20 protein-coding genes, 1 tRNA gene and 2 pseudogenes are annotated in these 23,417 nt (G+C 44.1%); 11 read left to right on the top strand and 12 right to left on the bottom strand.

Features of this window, described 5'->3' with window-relative positions:
• Window positions 1-39 precede the first annotated feature (39 nt).
• Window positions 40-1,777, bottom strand: a pseudogene (locus tag JCM21738_RS15685) (ABC transporter ATP-binding protein).
• A gap of 367 nt (window positions 1,778-2,144) precedes the next feature.
• Between JCM21738_RS15685 and JCM21738_RS15680 the strand changes: the two are divergent.
• Together JCM21738_RS15680 and JCM21738_RS15675 are read left to right on the top strand one after the other, a co-directional pair.
• Complete coding sequence (locus JCM21738_RS15680; protein WP_256360205.1) at window positions 2,145-4,253, top strand: bifunctional diguanylate cyclase/phosphodiesterase; 2,109 nt, start codon at window positions 2,145-2,147, stop codon at window positions 4,251-4,253.
• 334 nt (window positions 4,254-4,587) lie between these two features.
• Window positions 4,588-6,765, top strand: a complete 2,178-nt coding sequence (locus JCM21738_RS15675; RefSeq protein WP_023625931.1) for a beta-propeller domain-containing protein — start codon at window positions 4,588-4,590, stop codon at window positions 6,763-6,765.
• A gap of 172 nt (window positions 6,766-6,937) precedes the next feature.
• Here the strand turns inward: JCM21738_RS15675 and JCM21738_RS27770 are convergent.
• Window positions 6,938-7,085: pseudogene (locus JCM21738_RS27770) on the bottom strand (VOC family protein); the annotation flags it as partial.
• Between the two features lie 148 nt (window positions 7,086-7,233).
• Here JCM21738_RS27770 and JCM21738_RS15665 point away from each other — a divergent pair.
• Window positions 7,234-7,446, top strand: a complete 213-nt coding sequence (locus JCM21738_RS15665; protein WP_232215875.1) for a hypothetical protein — start codon at window positions 7,234-7,236, stop codon at window positions 7,444-7,446.
• Window positions 7,447-7,693: 247 nt separating this feature from the next.
• On the opposite strand, the gene JCM21738_RS15660 is transcribed toward JCM21738_RS15665, so the two are convergent.
• The 3 genes from JCM21738_RS15660 to JCM21738_RS15650 all read right to left on the bottom strand — a co-directional run bounded on the left by JCM21738_RS15660 (window position 7,694) and on the right by JCM21738_RS15650 (window position 11,440).
• Entirely contained in the window at window positions 7,694-9,040 is a 1,347-nt protein-coding gene (locus tag JCM21738_RS15660) for a GntP family permease (protein ID WP_023625928.1), read from the bottom strand.
• Window positions 9,041-9,183: 143 nt separating this feature from the next.
• Window positions 9,184-10,719: a gluconokinase gene (gene gntK / locus JCM21738_RS15655; protein WP_023625927.1), complete on the bottom strand. Its 1,536-nt coding sequence runs from the start codon at window positions 10,717-10,719 to the stop codon at window positions 9,184-9,186.
• Window positions 10,712-11,440: a GntR family transcriptional regulator gene (locus JCM21738_RS15650; RefSeq protein ID WP_023625926.1), complete on the bottom strand. Its 729-nt coding sequence runs from the start codon at window positions 11,438-11,440 to the stop codon at window positions 10,712-10,714. Before JCM21738_RS15650 ends, gntK begins: the two co-directional genes overlap by 8 nt.
• A gap of 434 nt (window positions 11,441-11,874) precedes the next feature.
• Between JCM21738_RS15650 and JCM21738_RS26805 the strand changes: the two genes are divergently transcribed.
• A complete protein-coding gene (locus JCM21738_RS26805; protein ID WP_023625925.1) occupies window positions 11,875-12,036 on the top strand; it encodes a helix-turn-helix transcriptional regulator in 162 nt (53 codons plus the stop codon).
• Here JCM21738_RS26805 and JCM21738_RS15645 read toward each other — a convergent pair.
• Window positions 12,013-12,345, bottom strand: coding sequence for a helix-turn-helix domain-containing protein (locus JCM21738_RS15645; RefSeq protein WP_023625924.1), 333 nt, complete (start codon window positions 12,343-12,345; stop codon window positions 12,013-12,015). The genes JCM21738_RS26805 and JCM21738_RS15645 overlap by 24 nt on opposite strands.
• Window positions 12,346-13,546: 1,201 nt before the next feature.
• On the opposite strand from JCM21738_RS15645, the gene JCM21738_RS15640 reads away from it, so the two are divergent.
• The 3 genes from JCM21738_RS15640 to JCM21738_RS15630 all read left to right on the top strand — a co-directional run bounded on the left by JCM21738_RS15640 (window position 13,547) and on the right by JCM21738_RS15630 (window position 16,102).
• Window positions 13,547-15,172: a DNA primase family protein gene (locus JCM21738_RS15640; RefSeq protein WP_052019749.1), complete on the top strand. Its 1,626-nt coding sequence runs from the start codon at window positions 13,547-13,549 to the stop codon at window positions 15,170-15,172.
• 214 nt (window positions 15,173-15,386) lie between these two features.
• Entirely contained in the window at window positions 15,387-15,752 is a 366-nt protein-coding gene (locus tag JCM21738_RS15635; RefSeq protein WP_035209637.1) for a hypothetical protein, read from the top strand.
• A 276-nt stretch (window positions 15,753-16,028) separates the two neighbouring features.
• Window positions 16,029-16,102: transfer RNA gene (locus tag JCM21738_RS15630), tRNA-Cys, on the top strand.
• Window positions 16,103-16,137: 35 nt separating this feature from the next.
• Here JCM21738_RS15630 and JCM21738_RS15625 read toward each other — a convergent pair.
• The 3 genes from JCM21738_RS15625 to JCM21738_RS23445 form a co-directional block, all read right to left on the bottom strand.
• Window positions 16,138-16,551 (bottom strand): hypothetical protein, encoded by a 414-nt coding sequence (locus tag JCM21738_RS15625; RefSeq protein ID WP_023625921.1) that lies wholly within the window; start codon window positions 16,549-16,551, stop codon window positions 16,138-16,140.
• Between the two features lie 171 nt (window positions 16,552-16,722).
• Entirely contained in the window at window positions 16,723-16,941 is a 219-nt protein-coding gene (locus tag JCM21738_RS15620) for a hypothetical protein (protein WP_023625920.1), read from the bottom strand.
• Between the two features lie 16 nt (window positions 16,942-16,957).
• Window positions 16,958-17,188, bottom strand: a complete 231-nt coding sequence (locus tag JCM21738_RS23445) for a glutaredoxin family protein (RefSeq protein WP_035209634.1) — start codon at window positions 17,186-17,188, stop codon at window positions 16,958-16,960.
• Window positions 17,189-17,572: 384 nt separating this feature from the next.
• On the opposite strand from JCM21738_RS23445, the gene JCM21738_RS15610 reads away from it, so the two are divergent.
• Together JCM21738_RS15610 and JCM21738_RS15605 are read left to right on the top strand one after the other, a co-directional pair.
• Window positions 17,573-18,301, top strand: coding sequence for a phospholipase A2 family protein (locus tag JCM21738_RS15610; RefSeq protein WP_023625918.1), 729 nt, complete (start codon window positions 17,573-17,575; stop codon window positions 18,299-18,301).
• A gap of 63 nt (window positions 18,302-18,364) precedes the next feature.
• On the top strand, window positions 18,365-18,634 hold the full coding sequence (locus JCM21738_RS15605) for a hypothetical protein (RefSeq protein ID WP_023625917.1): 270 nt from the start codon (window positions 18,365-18,367) through the stop codon (window positions 18,632-18,634).
• 23 nt (window positions 18,635-18,657) lie between these two features.
• Here JCM21738_RS15605 and JCM21738_RS15600 read toward each other — a convergent pair whose 3' ends face one another.
• Together JCM21738_RS15600 and JCM21738_RS15595 are read right to left on the bottom strand one after the other, a co-directional pair.
• Complete coding sequence (locus JCM21738_RS15600) at window positions 18,658-18,828, bottom strand: YvrJ family protein (RefSeq protein WP_023625916.1); 171 nt, start codon at window positions 18,826-18,828, stop codon at window positions 18,658-18,660.
• Between the two features lie 13 nt (window positions 18,829-18,841).
• Entirely contained in the window at window positions 18,842-19,720 is an 879-nt protein-coding gene (locus tag JCM21738_RS15595) for a S8 family peptidase (RefSeq protein WP_023625915.1), read from the bottom strand.
• A gap of 162 nt (window positions 19,721-19,882) precedes the next feature.
• Between JCM21738_RS15595 and JCM21738_RS15590 the strand changes: the two genes are divergently transcribed.
• Both JCM21738_RS15590 and JCM21738_RS15585 read left to right on the top strand, forming a co-directional pair.
• The gene (locus JCM21738_RS15590; protein WP_081742144.1) at window positions 19,883-20,518 is read left to right on the top strand and encodes a sigma-70 family RNA polymerase sigma factor; all 636 of its coding nucleotides are present in this window, start codon (window positions 19,883-19,885) and stop codon (window positions 20,516-20,518) included.
• A 25-nt stretch (window positions 20,519-20,543) separates the two neighbouring features.
• Entirely contained in the window at window positions 20,544-20,747 is a 204-nt protein-coding gene (locus JCM21738_RS15585) for a hypothetical protein (RefSeq protein WP_023625913.1), read from the top strand.
• Between the two features lie 229 nt (window positions 20,748-20,976).
• On the opposite strand, the gene JCM21738_RS15580 is transcribed toward JCM21738_RS15585, so the two are convergent.
• Window positions 20,977-23,178: a DNA topoisomerase gene (locus tag JCM21738_RS15580; RefSeq protein ID WP_023625912.1), complete on the bottom strand. Its 2,202-nt coding sequence runs from the start codon at window positions 23,176-23,178 to the stop codon at window positions 20,977-20,979.
• Between the last annotated feature and the right edge of the window lie 239 nt (window positions 23,179-23,417).

Raw genomic sequence — 23,417 nt, 5'->3', positions numbered from 1 at the left:
TGTGCCATATGCTGTGCAAACTCTCTGTGTAAATGATGGCTATGCCAGCTGCTGCTGTGCAAACTCCCTGTATAAATCATGCGTTTGAATCAATTCCTGGTGTGTGCCGATACCGGTCACTCTTCCTTTTTCAATAAAAACAATTTTATCTGCATTGACGATGGTCGAGAGTCTGTGCGCGATGACGAATGTCGTCCGGCCATCCATCAGGCGTGTCAATGCTTGCTGGACGATGCCTTCCGACTGGCTGTCGAGGCTCGCGGTGGCTTCGTCCATCATCAGGATTTTCGGATCGCGGAGGAAGGCGCGAGCGATTGCGATTCGCTGCCTTTGTCCGCCAGACAGCTTGACGCCACGTTCACCGACTTCCGTATCAAGTCCCTTTGGAAAATCTGCGATGAATTGGTCTGCATAGGCCATTTTTGCGACTTCCCACAGGCGTCCATCCGGAATCTGGTCCCCGTTTTCGAGGCCATAATACAGATTTTCACGGATGGTTCCGGCCATCATCGCGCTTTCCTGTGATACGTAGCCGATCTGGTTGCGCCACGAGGTTAATGATAGTTTCTGAATTGGAGTGTTGCCAATCCGGATTTCTCCTTTTGTCGGTTCGTAAAAACGTTCGATCAAACCAAACATGGTCGTTTTGCCGCCGCCGCTTGGCCCGACGAAAGCAACCATCTGTCCAGGCTGGGCATCCAGGGATACTCCTTCAATGACAGGCTCTTCTTCGCTATATGCAAAGCTGACACTATCGATGGTGATCGGCAGGTTGCTAATGTCTGTTTCGATTCCTACCTGGCCTTCTTCAAGTGGCTGGTCGAGGATTTCGATGATCCGTTCTGTCGCACCTTTCGCTTTTTGCAACTGGGTAAAGAACATCGCGAACGAAGTAATCGGCATGATGATTTGGAATAAATAAAGCAGGAAGGCGATCAGCGCACCGGTCGACATCGTTCCATTCACGACACGCATGCTCCGTAGGCAATGATGATGACGATGACGACATGATCATCAGCTGCATGACTGGACCAATCAACGCAAAGATTCGCGCTTCCTTCAAGCCAAAGTTGAACAGCTTATCAATTCCGCCATAGCCGTTGTCCTCTTCAATTTTTTCCGCTGTCGAAGCTTTCATTAAGCGGATTTCGCCGAGAGTCTGGGTGATATGTCCAGTAAAAACGGCCGTCTCATCCTGAAGCCCGCGTGCAATCTTGGCCATTTTCCTGCCAAGAGGCATCATGATGGCCAGCGTCAGCGGCATGGAAATGAGCATGAGCAAGGTCATTTTCCAGTCCATCACAAGCAAAATCACCACAGCACCGATGATCGAAATGATCCCAGTTGCGAAATTCGGAAAATAATTCGTGATCAGGTCTTTGACAATACTTGTGTCATTGACAATCCGGCTGACCGTTTCACCGCTCGACTGCTTGTCAAAATAGCGGACAGGCATGCGGATGAGCTTCGTCCACATCTGTTCGCGCAGCCTAGCGACGACCTTTTGCCCGACATAACTGAGCAGGTAGATCGAAATCCCGCTGATCAATGCCTGAATAACGAAGGCAGCGCCAATCGCGAAGACAAGCGGAACGCTGATCGCCTCAACGGAAAAGCCGTCAACCAGGTTTTTCGTCAGGAGCGGAACCACCAGGCCAGCCAGAGTCGTGATGATACTCGCAGCCAGCCCGATGAAAAGCGCAGCCTTCGGAATATTTGTCGATAAAATCAGTGAAAGGAAAGGCTTTAAGCTTGTTTGCTGTTTCTGTTTACCCATTTTATAAAAGCTCCCTGTCTTGAAAAATGTGTCAATAACAAACAGTGTACTGAATTCAGTGGCAAATGTTAAGCTTGCAAGATTTTATACGTATTGGGTCAGGGAAATGTTTCATTAATAAAAATTCTGACCGCCAATGATATCATTGGTGCCTGAATTCAGAAGATTTTCTTCATGTTTTTATTAAAATACTAGTCCAACAGACCTAACTGTTAAAAAATACCTGTATAACCATAGTAAGGGAGTGCCGATATGACATGTATATACTTAAAGTTTAAAGGGATGGGGGGACTGGAATGAAGCCAGATTTAAATAACAGCTCTCTTTTTGAGGTATATAAATCCTTGTTTGATTATAACCATGATGGGTGTTATGCCTTGATATGGAAGGGAATTTTATTGTTTTTAATGATGAGGCGGCAGCCATAACGGGTTATACCATTGAAGAAGCGATGGAAATGAATTTTATTTCGATTGTTCATGATGATTATGTTGAGGAAACAATAAAGCATTTTAAACGGGTCACAAGAGGAGAACGTGAGAGTTTTGAAACGGCAATTTTAAGGAAGGGGACAGGTGAGCGTGTCAATCTGATGATCACAGCAGTACCGATTAAGGTTGGAGAAGAAATCCTGGGAGTTGTCGGCTGCGCGCAAGATATCACGGAAAAAAAGGAGCTCGAGGCATTGGTGAGAGGCCAAAACCGGATCCTTAAAATGATGGCAAAGGGAGCTGGTTTTCAGGAAGTTCTTGATGAAATTGTCTATTTTATTGAAGCTTTTACCGACGGAGCACACTGTTCCATCCTGATTGCGGATCAAGAGGGAATGAAATTGCATCATGGATCATCTCCCCATTTGCCGCCGGTATACAATGCAGCAGTGGATGGTATGCCGATTGGTCCCACAGCTGGTTCCTGTGGCACGGCGGCCTTTTTTGGAAAATCCGTAGTCGTGACAGATATTGAGAACGATCCATTATGGGAGCATTACCGCGAGCTTGCTCTTCCCTATGATTTGAAGGCTTGCTGGTCATCACCAGTTTTTGATGATGACCAGAGGGTGATTGGCACATTTGGCATGTATTATTGCAGTACGAGGTCTCCACGCGAGAAGGACCGGAAAATCATTGAAAAAGCAACAGACCTCACCAGCCTTGTGATTCAGCACTATCGGGCAAAAGAGAAGATTGATTTTATGGCTTATCATGATGCATTGACCGGGCTGGCGAACCGCAGACGGTTTGATGAAAGAGTTCAAAAGGCCATTGCCAAGACAAATCTGGCTCAGGAAGAAAAAGTGAGCCTGATGTTCCTCGACCTCGATCGTTTTAAGTACGTGAACGACTCTCTTGGCCATTCGATTGGTGACCGGCTGCTTGTGCATGTTTCTGATAAATTAAAAGATTGTCTGGGAGACGGTGACTTGTTCTCGAGACAGGGCGGGGACGAGTTCACTATTTTACTAGAGCATACGACGAAGGAAAAAGCCGAAGCCGTTGCTCGAAAAATCCTCAAGGCATTAGAGGAGCCTTTTGTCATTGATGGTACAGATATTTTCATCTCAACGAGTATAGGCATGAGCTTTTATCCAGATGATGGCGAGGAAGTTGACATGCTGTTGAGCAAGGCGGATGTCGCGATGTATCAGGCAAAAAAGCAGGGGCGAAATAATTACCAGATGTATGATGTGTTGCTTGATCGCAAAGCATTTGAAAGGCTTCAGATTGAAAATGAACTCCGCAAAGCGCTCGAACGCAATGAATTTGCGCTTCATTATCAGCCGATTGTGAACTTATGCAAGAATGAGATCAAAGGAGCGGAGGCGCTTATCCGCTGGCAAAATGAAAGAGTTGGTCATGTATCACCAGATCAGTTCATTCCGATTGCGGAAGAAACGGGATTAATCATTCCGATTGGTGAGTGGGTGCTGAAAACAGCCCTGCAGCAGCTCAAGGACTGGCACTCGAATGGCATGGATCGGTTGACGGTATCCGTGAACTTATCGATTCGCCAATTTTATCAGCCTGATTTGATTCCGATGATTAAGGAAACTCTTGAGTTGGCCGGAGTCGAGCCGCGCTTCCTTACGATTGAGATTACTGAAAGCATGACAATGGACGTAGAGAAAGCAAGCGTGATTCTTCATGAGCTGAAGGAGCTTGGAGTGAATATCTCGATTGACGATTTTGGCACAGGCTACAGCTCGCTGAGTTACCTGAAGAGATTCCCGATTGATCATTTGAAAATCGACCGCTGCTTCGTGAAGGACATCGCCGACAATAAAAGCGACGAAAACATAGCTACAACGATTATTTTGATGGCGCATAACCTGGGGTTGTCCGTCATTGCAGAAGGCGTGGAGACAGTAGACCAGTTAGGAGTATTGAAACAGCACCACTGCAACGAGGCACAAGGCTATCATTTCAGTAAACCCGTGCCAGGAGAAGAGTTTAGTAAAATCAGAGTTCCTTCGTGATGCGGAGGAGCTTTTTATTATACAAGATAATTGGGAAAAAACGAGCGGAATTTCCAGTTCGCTATAAAAATTAGAAACTCGCTATAAAATTATGATTTTCGCTATTAAAAATTGAAAGTCGCTATAAAAATAAAAAAGTCGCTATAAAAAAGATATTCTCGCTATAAAATTTGATTTTTCGCTATTAGAAATTTTTCCGGTAAAGTTAAATCTCCTATCTTAAAGGTATTTTGCCTGCTTTTTCATGGGATTTCTTCCTGAATTGTAATTTTTAGGTTAAAACCTGAAACACCAGCGAGCATTCCCCGTCTAATTTTACAAGGGGGTTCGAAAAATGATGAAAAAATGGTGGTTAATAAGCGGTTTGTTGCTCATTTCAGTTGCAGTGGCTTTCTTTTCTTTTTCCCAGTTCAAAGTAGTGAATGCGTGGGAAGAGGAGCATGTGGTCCTGCCGAATAAGGTGTGGAAGCTAGAGTTTTCTGAGAAAATCTCTGAAAAAAGTCTTGATGCTGATCTAATTTATGTGACGAATGATAACGGAGAGAAGCTCGACACGAAGCTGGAGCTGGGTGACGACCGGAAAACCATTTACATCCATCCTCCGAAAAACGGTTATGACCTCAAAGCGAAGGAGTATACCGTTCATTTTAAAAAAGGAATTAAATCTTCGCTCGGCAGGGAGCTGAACTCTGAGCATAACTGGAAGTTCGTTGTAAAAGAAACGCTTCCGACGGTTGGCTCGCAGGAGAATCTGGCGAGCTATTTTGAAGAGATTATAGAGGAAGAGAATGAGGCCCGAAGCTGGTTTGGCGGATTGAAAGAATCCTTCTCTGCTGGCGAGGATAAAGCGTCGGAGGAGTCAGTGGCTGCCGATAAGTCCGGAGGCGGCGGAGATGTTTCCGAAACGAATGTCCAGGTTCAGGGCGTTGATGAAGCGGATATCGTCAAAACTGATGGGAAAAGCATTTTTCAGGCTGAGCATAATAAGGTGCGGATCATTCAAGCGGTGCCTGGCACGCAGATGAAGGTTTTATCGGTCTTGCATTTTGCTGAGAATTTTTCACCTAGTCAGCTATTCCTGCAAGACGATCAGCTGGTGGTCATTGGCCATCAGTACAATGAAATTTACAAGCCATATGATGAAGCTGCAAAAGATACGCTGATTGCCCCGATGATGCAGATGACGACCATGATTGTCTATGATGTTAAAAATCCTGCTGATCCGAAGCAGGTCCGTGAAGTCAAATTGGAAGGGCACTATGTATCAGCGAGAAAGGTGGATAACCTCGTTTACCTGATTACTCAGCATTATCCGGATTACTGGCTATTGAAGGAAAATAGGGAAATTGATATCAGGCCAAAGTTTACTGATACAGCAATGGGAACAAAGGAAAAAACAGTCGCTTATGACGATATTCGCTATTTCCCGGAGTCGCGTCAGCCAAACTATACGATGATTGCAGCGCTTGATCTTGACCAGCCAAAAAAGGAAGCAGCCATGACCACGTATTTGGGCAGCGGCAACCAGCTTTATATGTCCACGGAAAACCTCTACCTTGCTGTTGAGAACTATGGGGATATGGAGAGGAAGGATCGTGGTGTCATCGCGCCGGACACCGATGTCCATAAATTTGAGGTTAAGGGCCTGGATGTAAAATACCACAGCTCCGCCACCGTGCAGGGAACCGTGCTGAACCAGTTCTCGATGGATGAGCACAATGGCTATTTCCGCGTCGTGACGACGAAAGGCTATGCGTGGGATGAACAACGCCCTTCTAGCAACCATCTCTATATTCTGAATAAAAATTTAAAGGAAACCGGAAAGATTGAAGAACTGGCGCGAGGAGAACGGATTTATTCCGCAAGGTTCATGGGTGACCGCATCTATATGGTTACTTTTAAAGAAACCGATCCGCTGTTTGTATTCGATGCAAGCGATCCAGCCAATCCGAAAGTGCTTGGCGAATTGAAAATCCCGGGCTTCAGCAATTATCTGCATCCGTATGATGAAAACCATATCATCGGCTTCGGCCAGGATACGAAAATCGTCGCTGAAAAAGGAGCCTCGCAGCCGCGAATCCTTACAGATGGAGTCAAAATCTCCTTGTTCGATGTCAGTGACATGTCCAATCCGAAAGAGAAATTTACTGAGATCATTGGAGGTCGCGGCACTTACTCACCATTGAACCATGACCATAAAGCTTTGCTGTTCAATAAAGACAAAGACATCTTTGCCTTCCCGATTTCGGTTTACCGAAACAGTGAGAAGAATGATCACGAACAAATCTTTGAATATCAGGGAGCATATGTTTATAGTATCGATCCTGCGACCGGATTTAAGCTGAAGTCTAAAATTACTCATATTAATGGCGACATGCCATATTACGAAGAATGGGAGCACCAAATTCAGCGACTGCTCTATATCGGCGACACAATGTACGCCCTGTCCGCTGAAAAAATTACAAGCCATAAAATGGGCAGTTATGAGAAGGTTGCGGAGCTGGAATATTAAAAAAGAAGGCACTTCTGCACTTGAACCGCAGAAGTGCCTTCTCGTTTTATTTACTGCCGAGCCCTTCAGTGTTCTGGAGCATGATTCTGCAGCCAATCAGTGTTTTCCAACCCTTCGGTATTCTGCAGCACGATTCTCCAGCCATCCGGATTGGCAATCGTCACGCCGGCAAATCAGGCAGGCCTAGCATCACCCCGTCATAACCATCATGCTTCTCAAACCCGCCAACTACTTCAAGCCCAAGCCCATCACGGCAAAAATTCAACGACTTTCTCTAATTGATCCGTTGGCCGTGCAATCCGGAATTGGACTGCGGGCATTTTTTCAGACCAAGGTTTCTTCATTTTCAGCACCTCGATTCAATACTTTAGTTTTATTATATAGTGGAGAAACACCTTTGAGGCCGGAGATTGGAATGAGAATTTCTCAGACTTTCGTTGGAGTTTGTTATAATTAAGATGATTTTATATGTTAAGAGGTGTTTACATGACCCTTGGTCTTGTTTTAGTCATCATAATTCTCATTGGAGCACTGCTGGCAACATTGTTATTGTCCGGCAAGGGAGACGAGGAATATAGCAAAGCCACGAAAAAAAACACAACGAATCTTACAGTGATTTATGTGGTGGTTATTTTGTTATCATTCATAGCCGTTGGGGTTTATATTAGGTGGTTTGTGTAGGTGGGCGAAAGCAAGTTCGAAAACAACCATTAATTCGAAAGTGCTTTTGCGCATAAAAAGGTCAGCCTCTCAACGAAAGGCTGACCTCTTCTTTTATACTATAAGTTAAAAATTTGGCTTCGAGAATTGTCTAGCTTCAACGCCTAGCCCCTCGAGACGTTTCGGTCCGCCCAATGAAGTCAAAAAACGACTTCACCGGTCGGCCCTCCAACGCTTGTCAGGGCTGATCAAGGCGTTTGTGCCTTTCTTATACAAACAGGCTAAGCAATAAAATGAATCCTAATCCTGCTACTGAAATAATCGTTTCAAGCAGTGTCCATGTTGCAAATGTTTCTTTCATGCTTAGGCCGAAGTATTCTTTGAACATCCAGAAGCCTGCGTCGTTCACGTGTGATGCAATCAAGCTTCCTGCTCCTGTTGCAAGTACGACTAGAGCAAGGTTTACGTCAGTTTGGCCAAGCAATGGAATAACGAGACCTGCTGTTGTTAATGCAGCAACCGTTGCCGATCCTAGAGAGATACGCAGGATGGCTGCGATAATCCAGGCAAGCAGGATTGGTGAAAGAGAAGTACCTTTGAAAAGTTCTGCTACATAGTCACCAACGCCGCCATTAATCAATACTTGTTTGAAGGCACCTCCGCCACCGATGATCAATAGCATCATGCCGATGTGAGAGATTGCTGTTGTACAAGAATCCATTACAGTTTTGATCGGGATGTTCCGGGCCAAGCCCATTGTGTAAATTGCCACTAATAGCGAGATTAGCATGGCAGTTCCTGCATCACCGATGAATTGGATTGCAGCTAGGAAACTATTATTCTCAAATCCCATTGTTTTTTGCAGTAAAGAAATAATTGTCGCGATAGACATTAAAATAACTGGTAGTAGTGCTGTGAAAACGCTGATACCGAAACCTGGTGTTTCTTCCAGCTTGAATGTTTTTTGTTCGCCTAAAGAAGCGATGTTTCCTGTCTTGTTGAAAGATTGCGGTACAAGTTTTTTAGCGATTTTCGTAAATACTGGACCTGCCAAAATAACAGTTGGAATTGCAATGATAAAACCATAAAGCAATACTTCACCAATGTTTGCGCCATACTCACCAGCAATTACAGTTGGACCTGGGTGAGGAGGGAGGAAGCCGTGTGTGACTGATAAAGCGGCAGTCATTGGAATACCAAGATACAGAATTGAAATCTTTAATTCTCTTGAAATCGCAAATACGATTGGGATCAATAGTACTAAACCTACTTCGAAGAATAGAGCGACACCGATAATGAATGAAGCAGCAACCACCGCCCACTGGATGTTCTTTTCACCAAATTTGTTCACAAGTGTCATCGCGATACGCTGGGCACCGCCAGAGTCAGCAATTAATTTGCCAAGCATAGCGCCAAGACCGAAAATAAGTGCTAAGTGGCCAAGTGTTCCACCCAAACCGGCTTCGATTGTCTTAACAATTTCATCAAGTGGCATACCAAGTGCCAATGCTACACCAAACGAAACGATGATCAAGGAAATGAATGTGTTGAGCTTGAAGCCCATAATCAATAAAAGTAAAGCTAAGATACCAATTGCTACAATAACTAATGGCATTGTAATTTCCCCCTAAGATGTCTATATTTCCTGCTTTTAGCAGGGTGTTTCCTCTGTAAAATAAAGCGTGCTTTGTGATGGGATTAGGCCCACTTATAAAATAAAGCGCTAACATTTTTGTGAGAGGATGAGGTGCATCCCCCTTACTTAATCAAACTTCTTTGATAGTTGGCGATTCGTGAATAATCCTTTTCCAAGGCTCTCGATAAACTGATGAAAATCGGCACGAGCTGCCTATATTCTTTTGCAGCTTCTTCACTTGGTGTGTGCTTGTATGTGCTGCCAATCATATCAGAAACTACATCAAACGAATCAATTTTACCTGTTGCATAAAGACCGAGGATACAAGCGCCAAGGCAGGAGCTTTCATAGCTTTCAGGAACGACCACCTCGATGTCAAATATATCGGACATCATCTGGCGCCAGACATCTGACCTTGCGAAGCCGCCGGTTGCCTGAATTCTTGTAACCGGGCTCTCCATAGCTTCAGTAAGCGCTAAAAAGACGGTATATAGGTTGAAAATGACACCCTCTAATGCGGCACGGATCATATGCTCTTTTTTATGGGACATGGTCATTCCGAAAAATGAACCTCGGACATCTGGATTCCATAACGGAGCACGCTCACCCGCAAGGTATGGGTGGAACAGCAATCCTTCTGCTCCTGGCCTTACACGCTCAGCGATTTTTGTTAAAACATTGTAAGGATCGATTCCTAAACGCTTTGCCGTCTCGACTTCCGATGCTGCAAATTCATCTCGGATCCAGCGAAGGACCATCCCGCCATTGTTGACAGGGCCGCCAATCACCCAGTGCTTTTCAGTCAGTGCGTAGCAGAAAATCCGTCCTTTTTCATCGGTTTGCGGCTCGTCGATGATCGTGCGGATTGCTCCGCTTGTCCCAATCGTGACCGCAATTTCGCCTTTGCCAATCGCATTGACGCCAAGGTTGGAAAGGACGCCGTCACTTGCGCCGATGACGAAAGGAGTTTCGGGATCAATCCCAATTTGCTTTGCTAATTCCGGGTTGCAATTCGTGAAGGTTGTTGTTGTCGGTACAAGCTCTGATAATTGATTTGTTGAGATTCCCGCAATTTGCAGAGCCTCTTCGTCCCATTCCAGCTTTTTAAGATTCATCATTCCCATCGCTGATGCCAGCGAGTGGTCCACCACATACTGGTCAAAGAACTTTTTGAAAATAAATTCCTTGATGCCGATGTACTTTTTTGCTTTAGCAGCGATTTCAGGACGCTCGTTCACGATCCATGCGATTTTGCTTAAAGGCGACATCGGATGGATCGGCGTTCCAGTGCGCTTGTAAATTTCATGCCCATTCAGTTGTGTTTTGATTTTATGCGCCCATGCCTCACTGCGGTTATCCGCCCACGTAATGCAAGGTGTTAGCGGCTCGTCATTATCATCAATCGCAATGACGCTGTGCATCGCGCTGCTAAATGAAATGAACGCCAGCTTTTTTTGCTGATTGTGCTTCATGATTTTTGTGATGGCCGTAAGAACAGCCATATAAATTTCTTCAGGATCTTGCTCTGCTGTTGAAATATCCGGTGTGTAAAGAGGGTAGCCAATGTTCTCCTGCTGGATGACTTCGCCTTTTTCGCTGAAAAGGACAGCCTTCGTACTAGTTGTACCGATGTCGACCCCTAACATATACTCAGTCACTTTTCTCCACTCCTTTAGAAAGCGTTTGCTGTGATATCCAAAGGTCGTCTACTTTACCTTGAACATCATCAAAATTTTGGTGTAAGGATTTAATCATAAGTTCGCGATTCTTAGTTTTGATGGCTTCAATATAAAGTTTGTGATTTTCGAGGATGCGGTTGAAATCATCGTATTTTTCTTCGATTCTTGCCCGCATCGATAACAAGATGAAAGCTTCCATCACAGGCTTCGTGTTATCCCAGATCATTCTGATGTAGGAATGGTCGATAGCCCGGATGATCGTTTCATGGAAAAGTACATCCTGCAGGCTGAATTCGTCGGCGTCCTTGTACTTTATGGCGATTTTCATCATTTCTAGGATTTTGCTCAACTCAATTACAAGGTCAGTTGTATCAATTTTAATGAGTCGTTCAAAAACAAATGACTCAATCAATAAACGTACATCGTAAATCTCTTCGATATCTTTTTCTGTCAGACCGATGACCACAGCACCCATTCTTTCCAGGCGGATCAGGTTTTCTGCTGAGAGTATTTTAAGCGCTTCACGAATGGGTGAGCGACTCACGTTAAAATCTGTAGCCAGTTTATTTTCCGATAGGATGGCACCGCTTTCAATCAGTCCCGAAATGATTTGCATCCGCAGTTCACTCGCAACACGGTCACCAGTCGAGGCCTTAGAAAGCCATTTTTGGGGATAAAGAAATTCGCTTTTTTTCGTCATTTCCTCACCTTCCTAGTTAATCAAGTATACTTGTATACAAGTATTATAAAACGAATCCGAAAAAATGCAAGCGTTTTCTATTATGATTATTTTGCCAAGTGATCAGGGTTTCATGCTGATCCTTTGAAACATTCAATTTATTTATGTGATCGTAATCTTTTAGTTCCTATAATAATTTAAACCTTTTACTCATTGATGGAGTTCACTTTTCTCCGAAAAATGGCTTGCTGGTTCTATTCCTTCTTCATTTGTTTTTTCTTTTTCTAGCAGATGCTATGATAGTTCTTAGAATGCATCAGTGGGAACAAAATGATGAAGTCCCAGTATGCCTAATAAATTGCACAGCATTCAAAAATAATTAATATAGATGGTAGGATGACGATTTTAAATCAGCTAGCATTATGTGAAAAATATTGAGATAAGGGGATAAATTCATGAACGTTAAACAGAAGCTAGGAAAAACCATTAAAAGACTGCGAACCGAACAACAATTGACACAAGAGGACCTGGCTTTTATTAGCGGTTTAAGTTTACAAACTATCAGTGATATAGAAAACGCTAAATATGATCCATTACCGCTCCTCTTCGTCAAATGACTGGAGCCGTTCTGCAATCAATTCCATGAATCGCCTATCGCCAGCCGAAAGGTGCGAGATGTCCAACTTGGCATACGCGCGGGATTCCGCCAGGGCTTGTTTCAAGCGTTCGGCGACATCATGGGTCAAACCATAGGCAATCTGCAATAGACCAACCCATTCATAAGGGGCATTGCGCTGCCCTCGTTCAACAGCGGACAGATATGCGGGTGTGACACCCAGGTGTCCCGCCATGTCTTTTAAATACTCGTCGTGTTCCACCCGGAGCTTCCGGGTCATTCGACCGAACTCTGTCAATTTGGAGGACATACCGGCCTCACCTCCCTTCCTCATCGGGTAGTCATTTTAGGGACCAATCTCAACCATGATGGTCACAGATTCAATCCGTAAACGTTTGATGGTAGTTTAATTATACCAATATTTGGAAATTTAATCTACAAGTTACTGTTTAATATTGTAAAATATTTCTATTTTTTTAAGTCACAGAAAAAATTTTAATAGAGAGCTGCGTGTCCCAAATTCAAAGAACTAAAACTTTTTATTTCTGCGCTCCCTTATCCACAGGTACTTTATGCAGGAGCAAAACTTTTCTTTATATATTTTTAATATTTATTTGGGACAAAGAAGAAAAAAAGCTCTTAAACCCTTGGTATTATGGGATTTAGGTGTCCCAGATTTGCAAAAAATGTCCCAAGTTCGAGGGCATTTGTCCCAATTTACCTGTGATTTGTCCCAACTAATCCTGGTTTGTCCCAAAAATAACGCCATTTTCAGGGGAAACACCCTTATTTCTGTGACGTGGATCGCGAAATGAGCCGCTATTTTATACAGGTTCATGCATGAATAATCGACCACCCTTGCATGAGCACAAGGGTTTTTCCTCAAAAAGTTGGGACAGCTTGGGACACGAAAACCTCGCGCGAAAACCCCTCAACCCTTTGATGTGACTGGCTTCACCGCCAATTTCAGACGAAAAACGGCCAAAAAGGACCGCCTCGAATTTGGGACACGCCCAAAACCGGATGAACCCTTGATACGACTGGTTTTTCGGCGTTTTTAAGACAGTTGAAAACCGCCCTGTCCCAACTTTGAAAATCGAATTTGGGACACGCACATAAAACCCCGCAACCCCTTGATGTGACTGCGTTTCGACGACAAAAAACCCCCTATCAGATCAGGTGTGTCCCAAAAAGCTGGGACGCGTTGACTTGAAGTGAGGGATTGACATTATTTTCCATTTGTTATATAGTTGAGAGTTTGCCTTCTGTTTCCCCGTATACAGAGCCCCTGCCAACATCGGTCAGAATCCCGAGGCGACCATCGTGTCGATGGCTAGAGAACACAAATTTTCCTCAAGGACCCTAGCCATTCCACCCATACACCACAAGAAAGAATAAGAGACTACAAGAAGGAGAGAATCTGTTTAAAAAAATAGAAGATTAAAAGAATCAAAGCGGCCCGAGCGAAACCAGGCTGCCCCATCATAGACAAATAGAAAGGTGGATGACCCATGGCACAAACCCATCAGCAAGACCGAACCAAAATGGCAAAATGGCTGGAATCGTTCCTGGATGACACCCCGAAACCGGCCAACCTGACAAAAGAATCCCTCACACGAATCGGCGAAGACGCCCTCCGTGCGAAAATCGCAAGCGTGGAAGAACATAACTTGGGGGTGAATACGCGTCTCCGCAAGAAGGTTCCGGAGAGTCTGGATTTCAGCGACATCGCCGCGATCCTTTTGCACCTCTTGACGTTCCGTTCGATTGCGACGAGCAAACAGGCGGACAGCGGAACGCTCGGGCTTTACGTCACAGGAAATGACATCATGTGGAAGAAAGGTTCGAAATTCAAGAACCCGGAAGGGATCTACTCGACGAGTGAAAAGCTGTTCTCGTATATGATGAGGCAAATCACAGAGGACATCCGGCAGAAGGAAATCGAGGGAGCGCTCGGCATTATCAATACGTACGCACCAGAAGTGAGCACGACAACCGACCCTCACCTGTTTCCTGTGAACAACGGCATCTATAACCAGAAAACCGGCAAGCTGGAGCCGTTTTCCGAGGACTATGTCTTCCTCACCAAAATCAATGTGAATTACGACCCGAATGCGAAGAATCCGATGATACCGGAAGCCGACGGATCAACCTGGGACGTGGAATCCTGGCTCACAGGTCTTTCCGTGACTCCAGAGGTCAATGATCTCTTGTGGCAGGTTATTGCCGCCAGCCTGCAGCCAAATCGGGGCCTGAATAAGTCGATCTGGTTTTATTCGGAATCCGGAAACAACGGGAAAGGCACAGTCGGCCAGCTCATCAAGAACCTGCTCGGAAAAGGCAACTATTCGGCGCTGTCGGTCGTGGATTTCAACCATGAATTCAAGAAGCAGGATCTGCTTAGCGTAGCGGCCAACATCGCCGATGAAAATGACGTGGATAAATACATCGACTCGGTCAAGGATTACAAGGCAAGCATCACCGGGGATGATGTCATCATCAACCGGAAACACAAGGACCCGGTGCGTATCCAGTTCCGGGGGCTCAACATCCAAATGATGAACGGCTTGCCAAAGACGAAAGACAAAACCGGCTCGTTTTATCGTCGCCTGATTATCGTTCCGTTTATCAAGTCGTTCACGAACAACGGGGAGAAAAGCTATATCAAATCGGACTACATCGCCCGAAAAGAGGTGCTGGAATACGTTTTATTCAAAGCTCTCTCACTACAATTCGATGAATTCATCGTGCCGCAAGCCTCGGCCTACCTGCTCGACCAGTATCGCGAGAAGAACAATCCGGTGCTCGATTTCTGGAACGAGCTGCATGAGGAATTCGTGTGGGATCTGATCCCGAAGCAATTCTTGTACGATCTGTATCAGAAATGGTTCGAGCGGAGCAATCCGAGCGGAACCCTGATTGGTCAACGCACGTTCTTTGACCAGCTGTCGCCGATCATCGACGCGGACGGGGATTGGGAGAACCATATCGGAAGCGACAAGACCAACATCCGCACCGGTAACAAGATGGATGACGACGAGCCGCTCATCACGGAGTATGGCCTCGATAAACCGTACCGGAACGGCGCTCCGTCTCCATGGGCGAAACCTGGGTACAATGGACAGAACCGAAAGTGAGCCGCGACTTCGCCCGTAAATCAAAATACCGGGGTATTGTGCGGAACTGACCTGGATAGTGGAACTGACGTCCAGAAAGAGCGGTTTAAATCGCTCTTTCTCAAGTCACACCCCGCACTTCATGATTATGGAGTGGACAATGGGAGCTAATGCTTTATCATAATAGTAATTAACATTTGAAAAAAAATTGCGTCATACATTAGGAGGTTTGGGGATGGAGTTAAAACTATCTAATACAGAGAAGGAATTACTAGGTCTTAGCATCATGGATATCGTAGTCAACTCTGAGCGATACAATTCGGCTGAAAAAAAATGTTTAGAAGAAATCTATCACCGTATGAACCGTGAGCCCCATGAGGCAAAAGCCGGAGGGATATTAAAAGATCCACCTCAGATTAAGTATTATAGTGAAAGAGGCTTTCCGCTCACCACTCAGTTTGTCTATGATTGGAATGATGAATCGAACGGGATGCTAACTGTGGAGAATTACAATAAATGGTATCGTGTGTATAGGATAACACGAGAAGGTGAAGTGAAGCCTGTTGGTCGCGAAGAACTGGTTGAAAGTCGTCTAGCTTAGCCTGGGTTGACCATGCCATTTCGCCTGAATCTTTTCATTTGACCGCCAAAAAACTAGGTCTTGAATATGATGACCGCACCTTTGCCATGGTGTGTGAGCGATTTGTAACTGATTACTTGGAAGATTGGGGAAGACTTGCACGCCATTTACCGGCAATGGACGTTTAAGCGAAGACTGCACAAAAAAAACCGCAAAGAATAATCTTTGCGGTTTTTTATTTTATTTGTTTTAGTTTTCCGACAGAAAATCCACCAATATACATATAAGAATCATTGTGGTGGTATAGCCAAGCTGGACAAAGGCAAAGGACTGCAACTCCTTGATCTCCGGTTCGAATCCGGATACCACCTTAAACAAAATACACCCATTTGGGTGTATTTTTTTGTTAATTGTAAGTGGAAACGTAGTCTATTGGAGACACATCCGTATATTTGAATACCTTGGACTCCCCATCCTTCGTGACCGTGATTTTCTTTTTATCCTCGCTCAATTTGAAAGAAATGTCTTTTTTGGAATCTAAAAATTGACCTTCAAAACGATTAGTATCGCGAGAACTCAACTCGAATTTGCCATGATCTATTTCCGACTCGTTTTTGATGTATTCTTTGAGGTTCATTTTGCTGCCTGAATTCGAAATGACGATATAGGAATCTTTGTTTACCCAAAAGCCGTATAACTCACTCTTATTATCCTGGGCTTCGACCTGCATCGTCGATTGATTGGTGGAAAAAGAATCGAAAATAAACAAACCTACTAGCAAAACACCAACGAAAATGAAAGACTTTGAATTCTTATTCAATGATAGACCTCCAATATAAAAGTGTGAGTACCGATTTAATTCTAACGAATATGGTATTTATTTTCCAGTGTAAATAAAAAAGGATTATAAAACCTTTGAAAAATATCGATTGTTTGCAAACAAAAAAGCGTAACATATACGCTTTTTTAACAGGCTCCGGAACCTGGGTTTTTAATGTACACATCGATCACAAAGGATGATGTGGTACTCGTTTTCAATCGATTTCTTTAGATTTTTCAGTTCTTTGCTGTATTCAATCGCCAGATTTTGATAGAAGGCCTGTTCTTCCTTTTCTTCACAGCATTCAATGCACTTGGATATTTTAAGCAAATCGACTTTCAACCTATTATATTTTTGGAATTCATTTTCGATAGCGTGCTGTTCAATCATTTCATTGCACTCCTCATTATAGAGTCGATGTTTCTAGGATACTCTTGATCTTATTGATATTCGCACCGATCACCTCGTGTCTTTCATCCCCTACCATCACAATGGTAGTCGGTGTGTATTGTCCTCCAAGCTGTCTAAATTCCTGCGCTGCTGAAAGATCATTAACAATATCCCTCTCCGTAAATGAGATGTCTTCTTGAATAAGCGCTTTTTTCAATTCTTTGCAAGGTGGGCAATTCGGGTTGATAAAACTTTTACGCTCGTTTTCATGACATATCCTCCTTTTCTTCCTATATTTTTAAGTGAAAAAAAGGCAAATAAAATCAAACAAAAAATATTTATTTTGTTTTTAGTTTGAAATTACATTTTACACCTATAGGAGTAGAACAGGAAAAGCGAGGTGAAACAGAAAATGGAAATCAAAAACGTTATTCTTCCAATGGCTGAAGTAGGGTGTATGATGGACCGCAGGTGCTGTGGTTTTGGAAACGATTGCCCGGCTACCTTCCTCTATTATAGAGAAACCAATCATTATGTCTTCGATCACTGTGTGTGCTAGAAACAACAATTTTTAGTTACAGACAAGAAAAACCACTATTAAAAAATTATTCATACAAAAGGAGAATTAAATATGGCAGTTTTAGTTCAAGCACGGGAATTAAAAGATTCCAAGAAGAATAAGCTGGTTGATGAGTTGAACGGAAGCGCGGCATTTGCTACCCTGGTGGCGATCGTAAGACAGCATCACGCTGATGTTGAAGTGAAAGAAACGGACATCCTGGAATTAACATTTGGAGAAGGCAAAAAAATGGGTGAAGGTGTTCAACAACAAGCTATTTTTGTTAAGTTGAATGATGAAGTAATCATCCAAGGTCTTAAACACGACCAGGAAGAAATTCGCGTTAAGGCTCACTTCTCTGCTACAAATGAAAAAGGGGAAAAAACGATCCTTAAAGTCGTTGTGAAAAACGGGCAAGTTGAGGTTGAAAACGAAATTCCGTTTGACGCTTCATACTTCTTATTTGTAGAAGAATTGAAACATCCAACGGGTGCTGATGAAGTGGCTGAAATCACCCCTGAAGCCTGGTACGATGGATGCCTAGTATTCTATAACTCTGGTAACGGAAAGTATTACTACTATCGATACTGTGGCAAGGGATGTACTGGTAACGGCTTCACGCAAACACCATTGAATCCACTTGATGGTTGCTGCCAAGCTCACGATAGGTGCTATAAGAACTTCGGCGTGGGTGATGACGGTTGCGATTGGCAGTTGTACACTTGTGCAAACAATACCAGTGATCCGGGCTGGTGGATGGTTGCTGAGTGGGCCTACAATATGGCAACAGGAAAACTATAAAAAAGAGAAGGGTGTCTTCCCCTTCTCTTTTTGCGTCAACCTAGTAAATTGGATAGGTAATAAATGAAAATGAACAGAGCCAAAGAGGCAACACTTGTCACCAATGCCGAGATCGAAAGCAGTGGATGTGTCTTTTGCGATAAGGATACACCTGAAACAATGAGTCCTAATAAAAAAAGAAAGACCCATAAAATATGCGTTGTTGAAATGAGCGCACCTGCTAGAAAATTAAAGATGAACAATACATTGACTATTAAAAATAGACTAAGGAGAATTTTCTTCATGCGTACACCTTTTTCTTTTTTTCTTAATAATAACAAAAAAAGTAAATAAAACAGACCCTAAGTGGCCTGTTTTTATTTTTCCCGATTGTTTATAACCTCTTTTAAGGTAGAAATGGCTTCCGTCAAAATCTCTATTTTCTTTTCAAAACGAAGTAAAAGGTAAACAGCTAATACTAACGGAAACCCGAAGTCGCCAATCGTGGTAATTAGCGTTTCGATGAATACACGATCCGCGCTGTCCATTTTCTCACCACCTCTATAATTGAATCAATCCATGGCCCTGTGTCTTGCAGGAATAACGATCGAATGTTTTGGAGTAGGCAACCAGGTACTCGTAAATTCTTTCCTGTGTTGCCGGCAGGTTGTGAATACGGAAAAATTCTTTTAGTAAGGCGATGGCTCCTGAAACGTGCGGTGCGGCCATTGACGTACCTGAAAGGGCCATATAATGACCGTCATTGAAGGTGGAAAAAATGTTTTTTCCCGGTGCTAAAAAGTCGATATTCACATTGGTGTTGCTAAAAGACGTAGGAATTGAATTCTGATCCACAGCTGCCACTTGGATGACATCCTTGTAATAACCGGGATATAGGATCTCATTGGTTAAGTCCGAGCCGTCTCCAGAGTTCCCGGCAGCTGCCACAATCATGATGTTATTGGCCATGGCTTTGTCGATAGCTTCTCTAAGAGACGGATCGTCATTCGTGCCGCCTAACGAAAGGTTTATCACATCGACTTTCTCTCCCCCCTTTCCGCGCCATTCCGAAGCGAATTCTATGGCATGTATTAAGTTTTCATAACTGCCGCTACCGTCCTTGCCGATCACTTTTAAGATCAATAATTTAGCGCCTGGTGCCACACCTACGATGATGGATTTATGATTCCGAGCCGCTATAATTCCAGCCGTATGTGTTCCATGACCTGAATAGTCCGTCACATTGTCCGTATCGCCGTTATCGTCCGTGGTGAAATTATAGGTGTCTATGATAGAATCTTTTAGTTGTTCATGATCGATGAAGCAACCAGAATCTAGTACGGCAACAATCACACCATTCCCCTTGATAGATTGACTCCAAAATTTAGGAGCATTTATATAGGAAACTCCATAATTAGCATCCAAGATACTGTTCTTCATTTACACTCCCCCTTTTATAAAAAGGTGAAGAAAATGCTAGAAAAGTAAAAAAATAAAAATGTTTGGGCTGTAAAATGGTATTTTTTTGTAATAAAATACGAACATAGGTTCTTTTTTAGTTTTTTAAGATAAATTTCACCTTAGATAAGAAAGGAGGTTTTTATGATGAAAAAACATAACGCAAAAGAGAGTGAAGATGTGAATGGTTGTCGCAGAGCGACATTGCTAAAGATCAAAGAACGATTGCCGGTTATTCTCCAAGATCCAATCGTTCAGGAATTTCTGAGAGATGAAGAAAGTAAGGCCGCTTTGGACCATGCTCTTGAAACATTGCAGGATAAGGATATTAACAAATTGGACGAGCATTTCAAGGAATTTTATCGTTTGAATCGGGCATTGAGATATTTAACGGGCTTAATCAAGCGTTACGCCATTGATTATGATAAAAGAGTCAAGCTCAGAAACTTCCGGTATCAGCTGATTGTAGACAAACCCATGTCAAACGGGAGGGGTGAATCGAATAGTACGATGTTAGACATGCTAGAAAACAGCAATAAAACGCCGGAGCAATTCTTGATGTTAAAGGAGAATGAACAAAGAAAGTTGTTTGCAATGGAAAACCATAAATTGAGCGACGCGATCGAGTTACTAGAGCCGAAACAACACCAGATTTTATATCTTTATTACGCTCAAGGATTTACCAACAAAGAAATCGGAAAAGCCTTTAGGCAAACAGAACAAAACATCTCCTATTGGCATAAGAAGACCTTGAAACAGCTTGAAAAAGTGCTAGTTTGAAATCTAAGAAAAGAGGGTTGTTCGATTGAAGAATCTGACCGATAAGGAAAAAAATGAACTGGTACTGGAATCATTGGATTGGAAAATCAAAAAGCACGTGAAAGAGACCGTCCTGGATGAACGTGATGATTTGGAACAAGAAATAAGAATTAAAATTATGGAGAAACTGCCAGAATTGCTTGACCAGGAAGCTCCAGGATTTATTGATTTCACCAAAAAGATAAAATGATTCCACGATAACGAACCTCTTAGAAATACTACAAAATCAAACTGACCATTCTCCTCTTTTCTAAATATGTATGTTCTACTTGAAAAGCAGGATTTTAAATCATATATCCATAGAAGAAAAACATCACATACGGTTTGAGGAGGAACTGAAAGTAAAAGAGGAAGCCCGGAAGGCTCCCCACTTTGAAATCAGTTTCTTATCTACGCATGACGTCCTCGCATGAGTGTTATCACCCGAAATCGGCCTCGACACCCCAGAACTTCTTCCCTTTGTATTCTTTCAATTCGAGGGAGACATTGCAAGTGAAATCTTTCCCCTTCTTAGATTTAGCAGTGACCATGACTTTCCCGCCAGCGCGCAGATCCTGAACTTCTTTCTTGGTGAATTTATGCCCCGAGAATTCCTCTTTGAACGAAGCTGTCACCCTTGTGAGCTTGGTCGGGTCCTGCCTTGGTGCGAAATGAGGCTCAATCCCCCAGTTCTTGTTCCCCTTGTATTCGCGTATTTCAAACGTGACCTCGACCTCGAACGGATTCCCCGTTTTGCTGCTGATTGCTTTGATCTTGACTTTCTCCCCGGCACGCAATCGCTTCTCATCGTCTTTTGTGAAGGTGTATCCGGACCAGGACGATGGGAACGGCGCATTCGCAATGGTATACCCCTCCGCTTTCTTGCGCTGGAAGCCCCAGAACTCTTTTCCTTTAAAGATGTCTTTTTGGAGTGAACCCTCGACGGTTCGGGTCTTGCCGGTCGCCTGGTCGGTCGTCTGAATCTGGATTATATCACCGTTCAACAGCTTCGCGATCTCCTGGTCCGTGAACGCATAAGTGCCCCAAACTTTGCTGAATCGCACCGATTCCCCGGTCGGCTTAAAGATGCCTTCGGTCTTCGGTTTCGGTGCACTTATCTGCATCGACGCATCCGGCGAGCCCACTTTTTGTTGTAATAACTCAGCGTTGCGGTAAAACACCTCTTTGTCGTGCTTAATAAGGGTCGTTGCCGTATGAAGGACGTCATGCGTCTTCACCTTGAAATCCCCTGCGTCCTTCATGGCCTTGAACAGCTTTTCTGTGACACCCGGGTCGCCAATCTGTGAGCCATCAAGCAGCGCGGCCGCAATCTCCCCGATTTTGGTCAGGGTCAGTTTCCCTCGTGCATCGACGAGCAGTGCCGTCTTTCCGTTCGTGACCTCACTGAGCGTGCTAACACGCGTCGCACCGGTTCCGACTTCATATTTGCTTAACTGTTTCTCCAGCCACTTATGGGACGGATGCGGCGGCTTCTTATTCACCCCTTCGGATACGATCGGGGACCCGTTCTTCCCAAGACCGATGCTTGTATCGTCCTCGCCTGCGTCATCGGCCGTTTCCTGATCCGCATCGAAGATCGCCTTGAATCCCTGGTCGATCGGCACACTGATGGTGGTCGTGAACGCCGGATGCTTCTCGATGTGTCCTTTGATGCTGTCATACACGTAATTTTCCCCGAACATGGCCAGGAAGTTCTTTGCAAGCGTTTCATAGATGGCTTTCGCACTCACACCATAAGCCGATAAGGCATCCAGTGATTTCGGTACGACCGTCCCTGGGCGGTTCGCCCCGTGCGCTCCACCGTCTTTTACATGCGTTGCCCTTGGTTTCCGGTGCGTCAACAGGGACACATCCGCCCCGACGACAGCGGCAATCTTATCGACCAGCGGCAGCATCTCTTTGAATTGTTCCATCGAGATGACCTTATCCTCGGTTCTCGGATAGCTTACGATTTTTGCTTCATACATTTTCTGATAGGTCTGCAGCACCTCTTTGGATTTATATCCTCTTGTACCCAAGATCGAAGCGAGTCCCCCAAGGTCCAGCAATTTACCAGGGGCCGTTTCTTTACGGGTGACGGAATCCTGGATGACTGACGACGGACCGTAGTTGCTCAGATCCTTGTCAGCGTCCGCTTTACTGTCAAATCGAAAGCTGTCCTTATCCTCATCAAATTTACGTGCGTAAGTGTTCCCGTTCTCGTCTTTGTATTTCACTTCGAAGAACGGCTTTTTCTTGTAGGCCTTGAACAACGCGAGCTGATCGGCGACGAGCTTCGTCATGACCGATTTCAAACGACCTTGGCGGACGACCGCATTGTATCCCTTTGATCGTGCTGCATGTGTCGCAAGGCGTGTCAGCTGCATCGAAAGGAAATCCCACTGGCTCCTGACGTTTGCTTTCACGTATTCCCCGTCTTTGTTGTACGACGGCAAGTCAATAATATTCTTGAACCCGTTCTGGAGTTCTTTTTCAGATTCATCGATGAAATACATCCGCTTGACCGGACCCTTCCAGCCAATCGCCTGAATCACTTCCCAGCCGATGAGTTGTCCTTCCCCTGACGGATCTTTATCGGTCGCGATGACAATGGCGCTCGCATTTTGCGCGGCCTTTTTCACATCGGCGATCGCCCCGGCCTTCGAGATGTGAACTTTTCAGAATTGCAGCGGTTTTAGAAATGAAACCCTCAGAAATTGTGCTAGAAATGGAACAAGAAACGGACCTTTCCTAGAGTTAGCCCATAAGAAATATAGCATTTTACGCTAAAATTACTTTAAGTCATCCTTCTGAAGATAATGGTTACATAAACGTACTTAATGTGCGGATAAAACAGAGTAACAAAGATTATCGTCACATT

The organism is Mesobacillus boroniphilus JCM 21738, assembly GCF_000517385.1.
GTDB lineage: Bacteria > Bacillota > Bacilli > Bacillales > Cytobacillaceae > Mesobacillus > Mesobacillus boroniphilus.
The sequence above is the reverse complement of the archived record's forward strand: the minus strand, read 5'-3'. Positions and strand labels throughout refer to the sequence as shown.

Coding starts and splice junctions, on each gene's coding strand:
- JCM21738_RS15600 (WP_023625916.1), bottom strand. CDS start 18,828: ATGGACAGCGCGGATCGTGTATTCATCGAAACGCTAATTACCACGATT.
- JCM21738_RS15660 (WP_023625928.1), bottom strand. CDS start 9,040: ATGCCATTAGTTATTGTAGCAATTGGTATCTTAGCTTTACTTTTATTG.
- JCM21738_RS15595 (WP_023625915.1), bottom strand. CDS start 19,720: ATGAAGAACAGTATCTTGGATGCTAATTATGGAGTTTCCTATATAAAT.
- JCM21738_RS15650 (WP_023625926.1), bottom strand. CDS start 11,440: ATGACGAAAAAAAGCGAATTTCTTTATCCCCAAAAATGGCTTTCTAAG.
- JCM21738_RS15610 (WP_023625918.1), top strand. CDS start 17,573: ATGGCAGTTTTAGTTCAAGCACGGGAATTAAAAGATTCCAAGAAGAAT.
- JCM21738_RS15605 (WP_023625917.1), top strand. CDS start 18,365: ATGAAAATGAACAGAGCCAAAGAGGCAACACTTGTCACCAATGCCGAG.
- JCM21738_RS15620 (WP_023625920.1), bottom strand. CDS start 16,941: ATGATTGAACAGCACGCTATCGAAAATGAATTCCAAAAATATAATAGG.
- JCM21738_RS15665 (WP_232215875.1), top strand. CDS start 7,234: ATGTTAAGAGGTGTTTACATGACCCTTGGTCTTGTTTTAGTCATCATA.
- JCM21738_RS15635 (WP_035209637.1), top strand. CDS start 15,387: ATGGAGTTAAAACTATCTAATACAGAGAAGGAATTACTAGGTCTTAGC.
- JCM21738_RS26805 (WP_023625925.1), top strand. CDS start 11,875: ATGAACGTTAAACAGAAGCTAGGAAAAACCATTAAAAGACTGCGAACC.
- JCM21738_RS15640 (WP_052019749.1), top strand. CDS start 13,547: ATGGCACAAACCCATCAGCAAGACCGAACCAAAATGGCAAAATGGCTG.
- JCM21738_RS15590 (WP_081742144.1), top strand. CDS start 19,883: ATGATGAAAAAACATAACGCAAAAGAGAGTGAAGATGTGAATGGTTGT.
- JCM21738_RS15645 (WP_023625924.1), bottom strand. CDS start 12,345: ATGTCCTCCAAATTGACAGAGTTCGGTCGAATGACCCGGAAGCTCCGG.
- JCM21738_RS15675 (WP_023625931.1), top strand. CDS start 4,588: ATGATGAAAAAATGGTGGTTAATAAGCGGTTTGTTGCTCATTTCAGTT.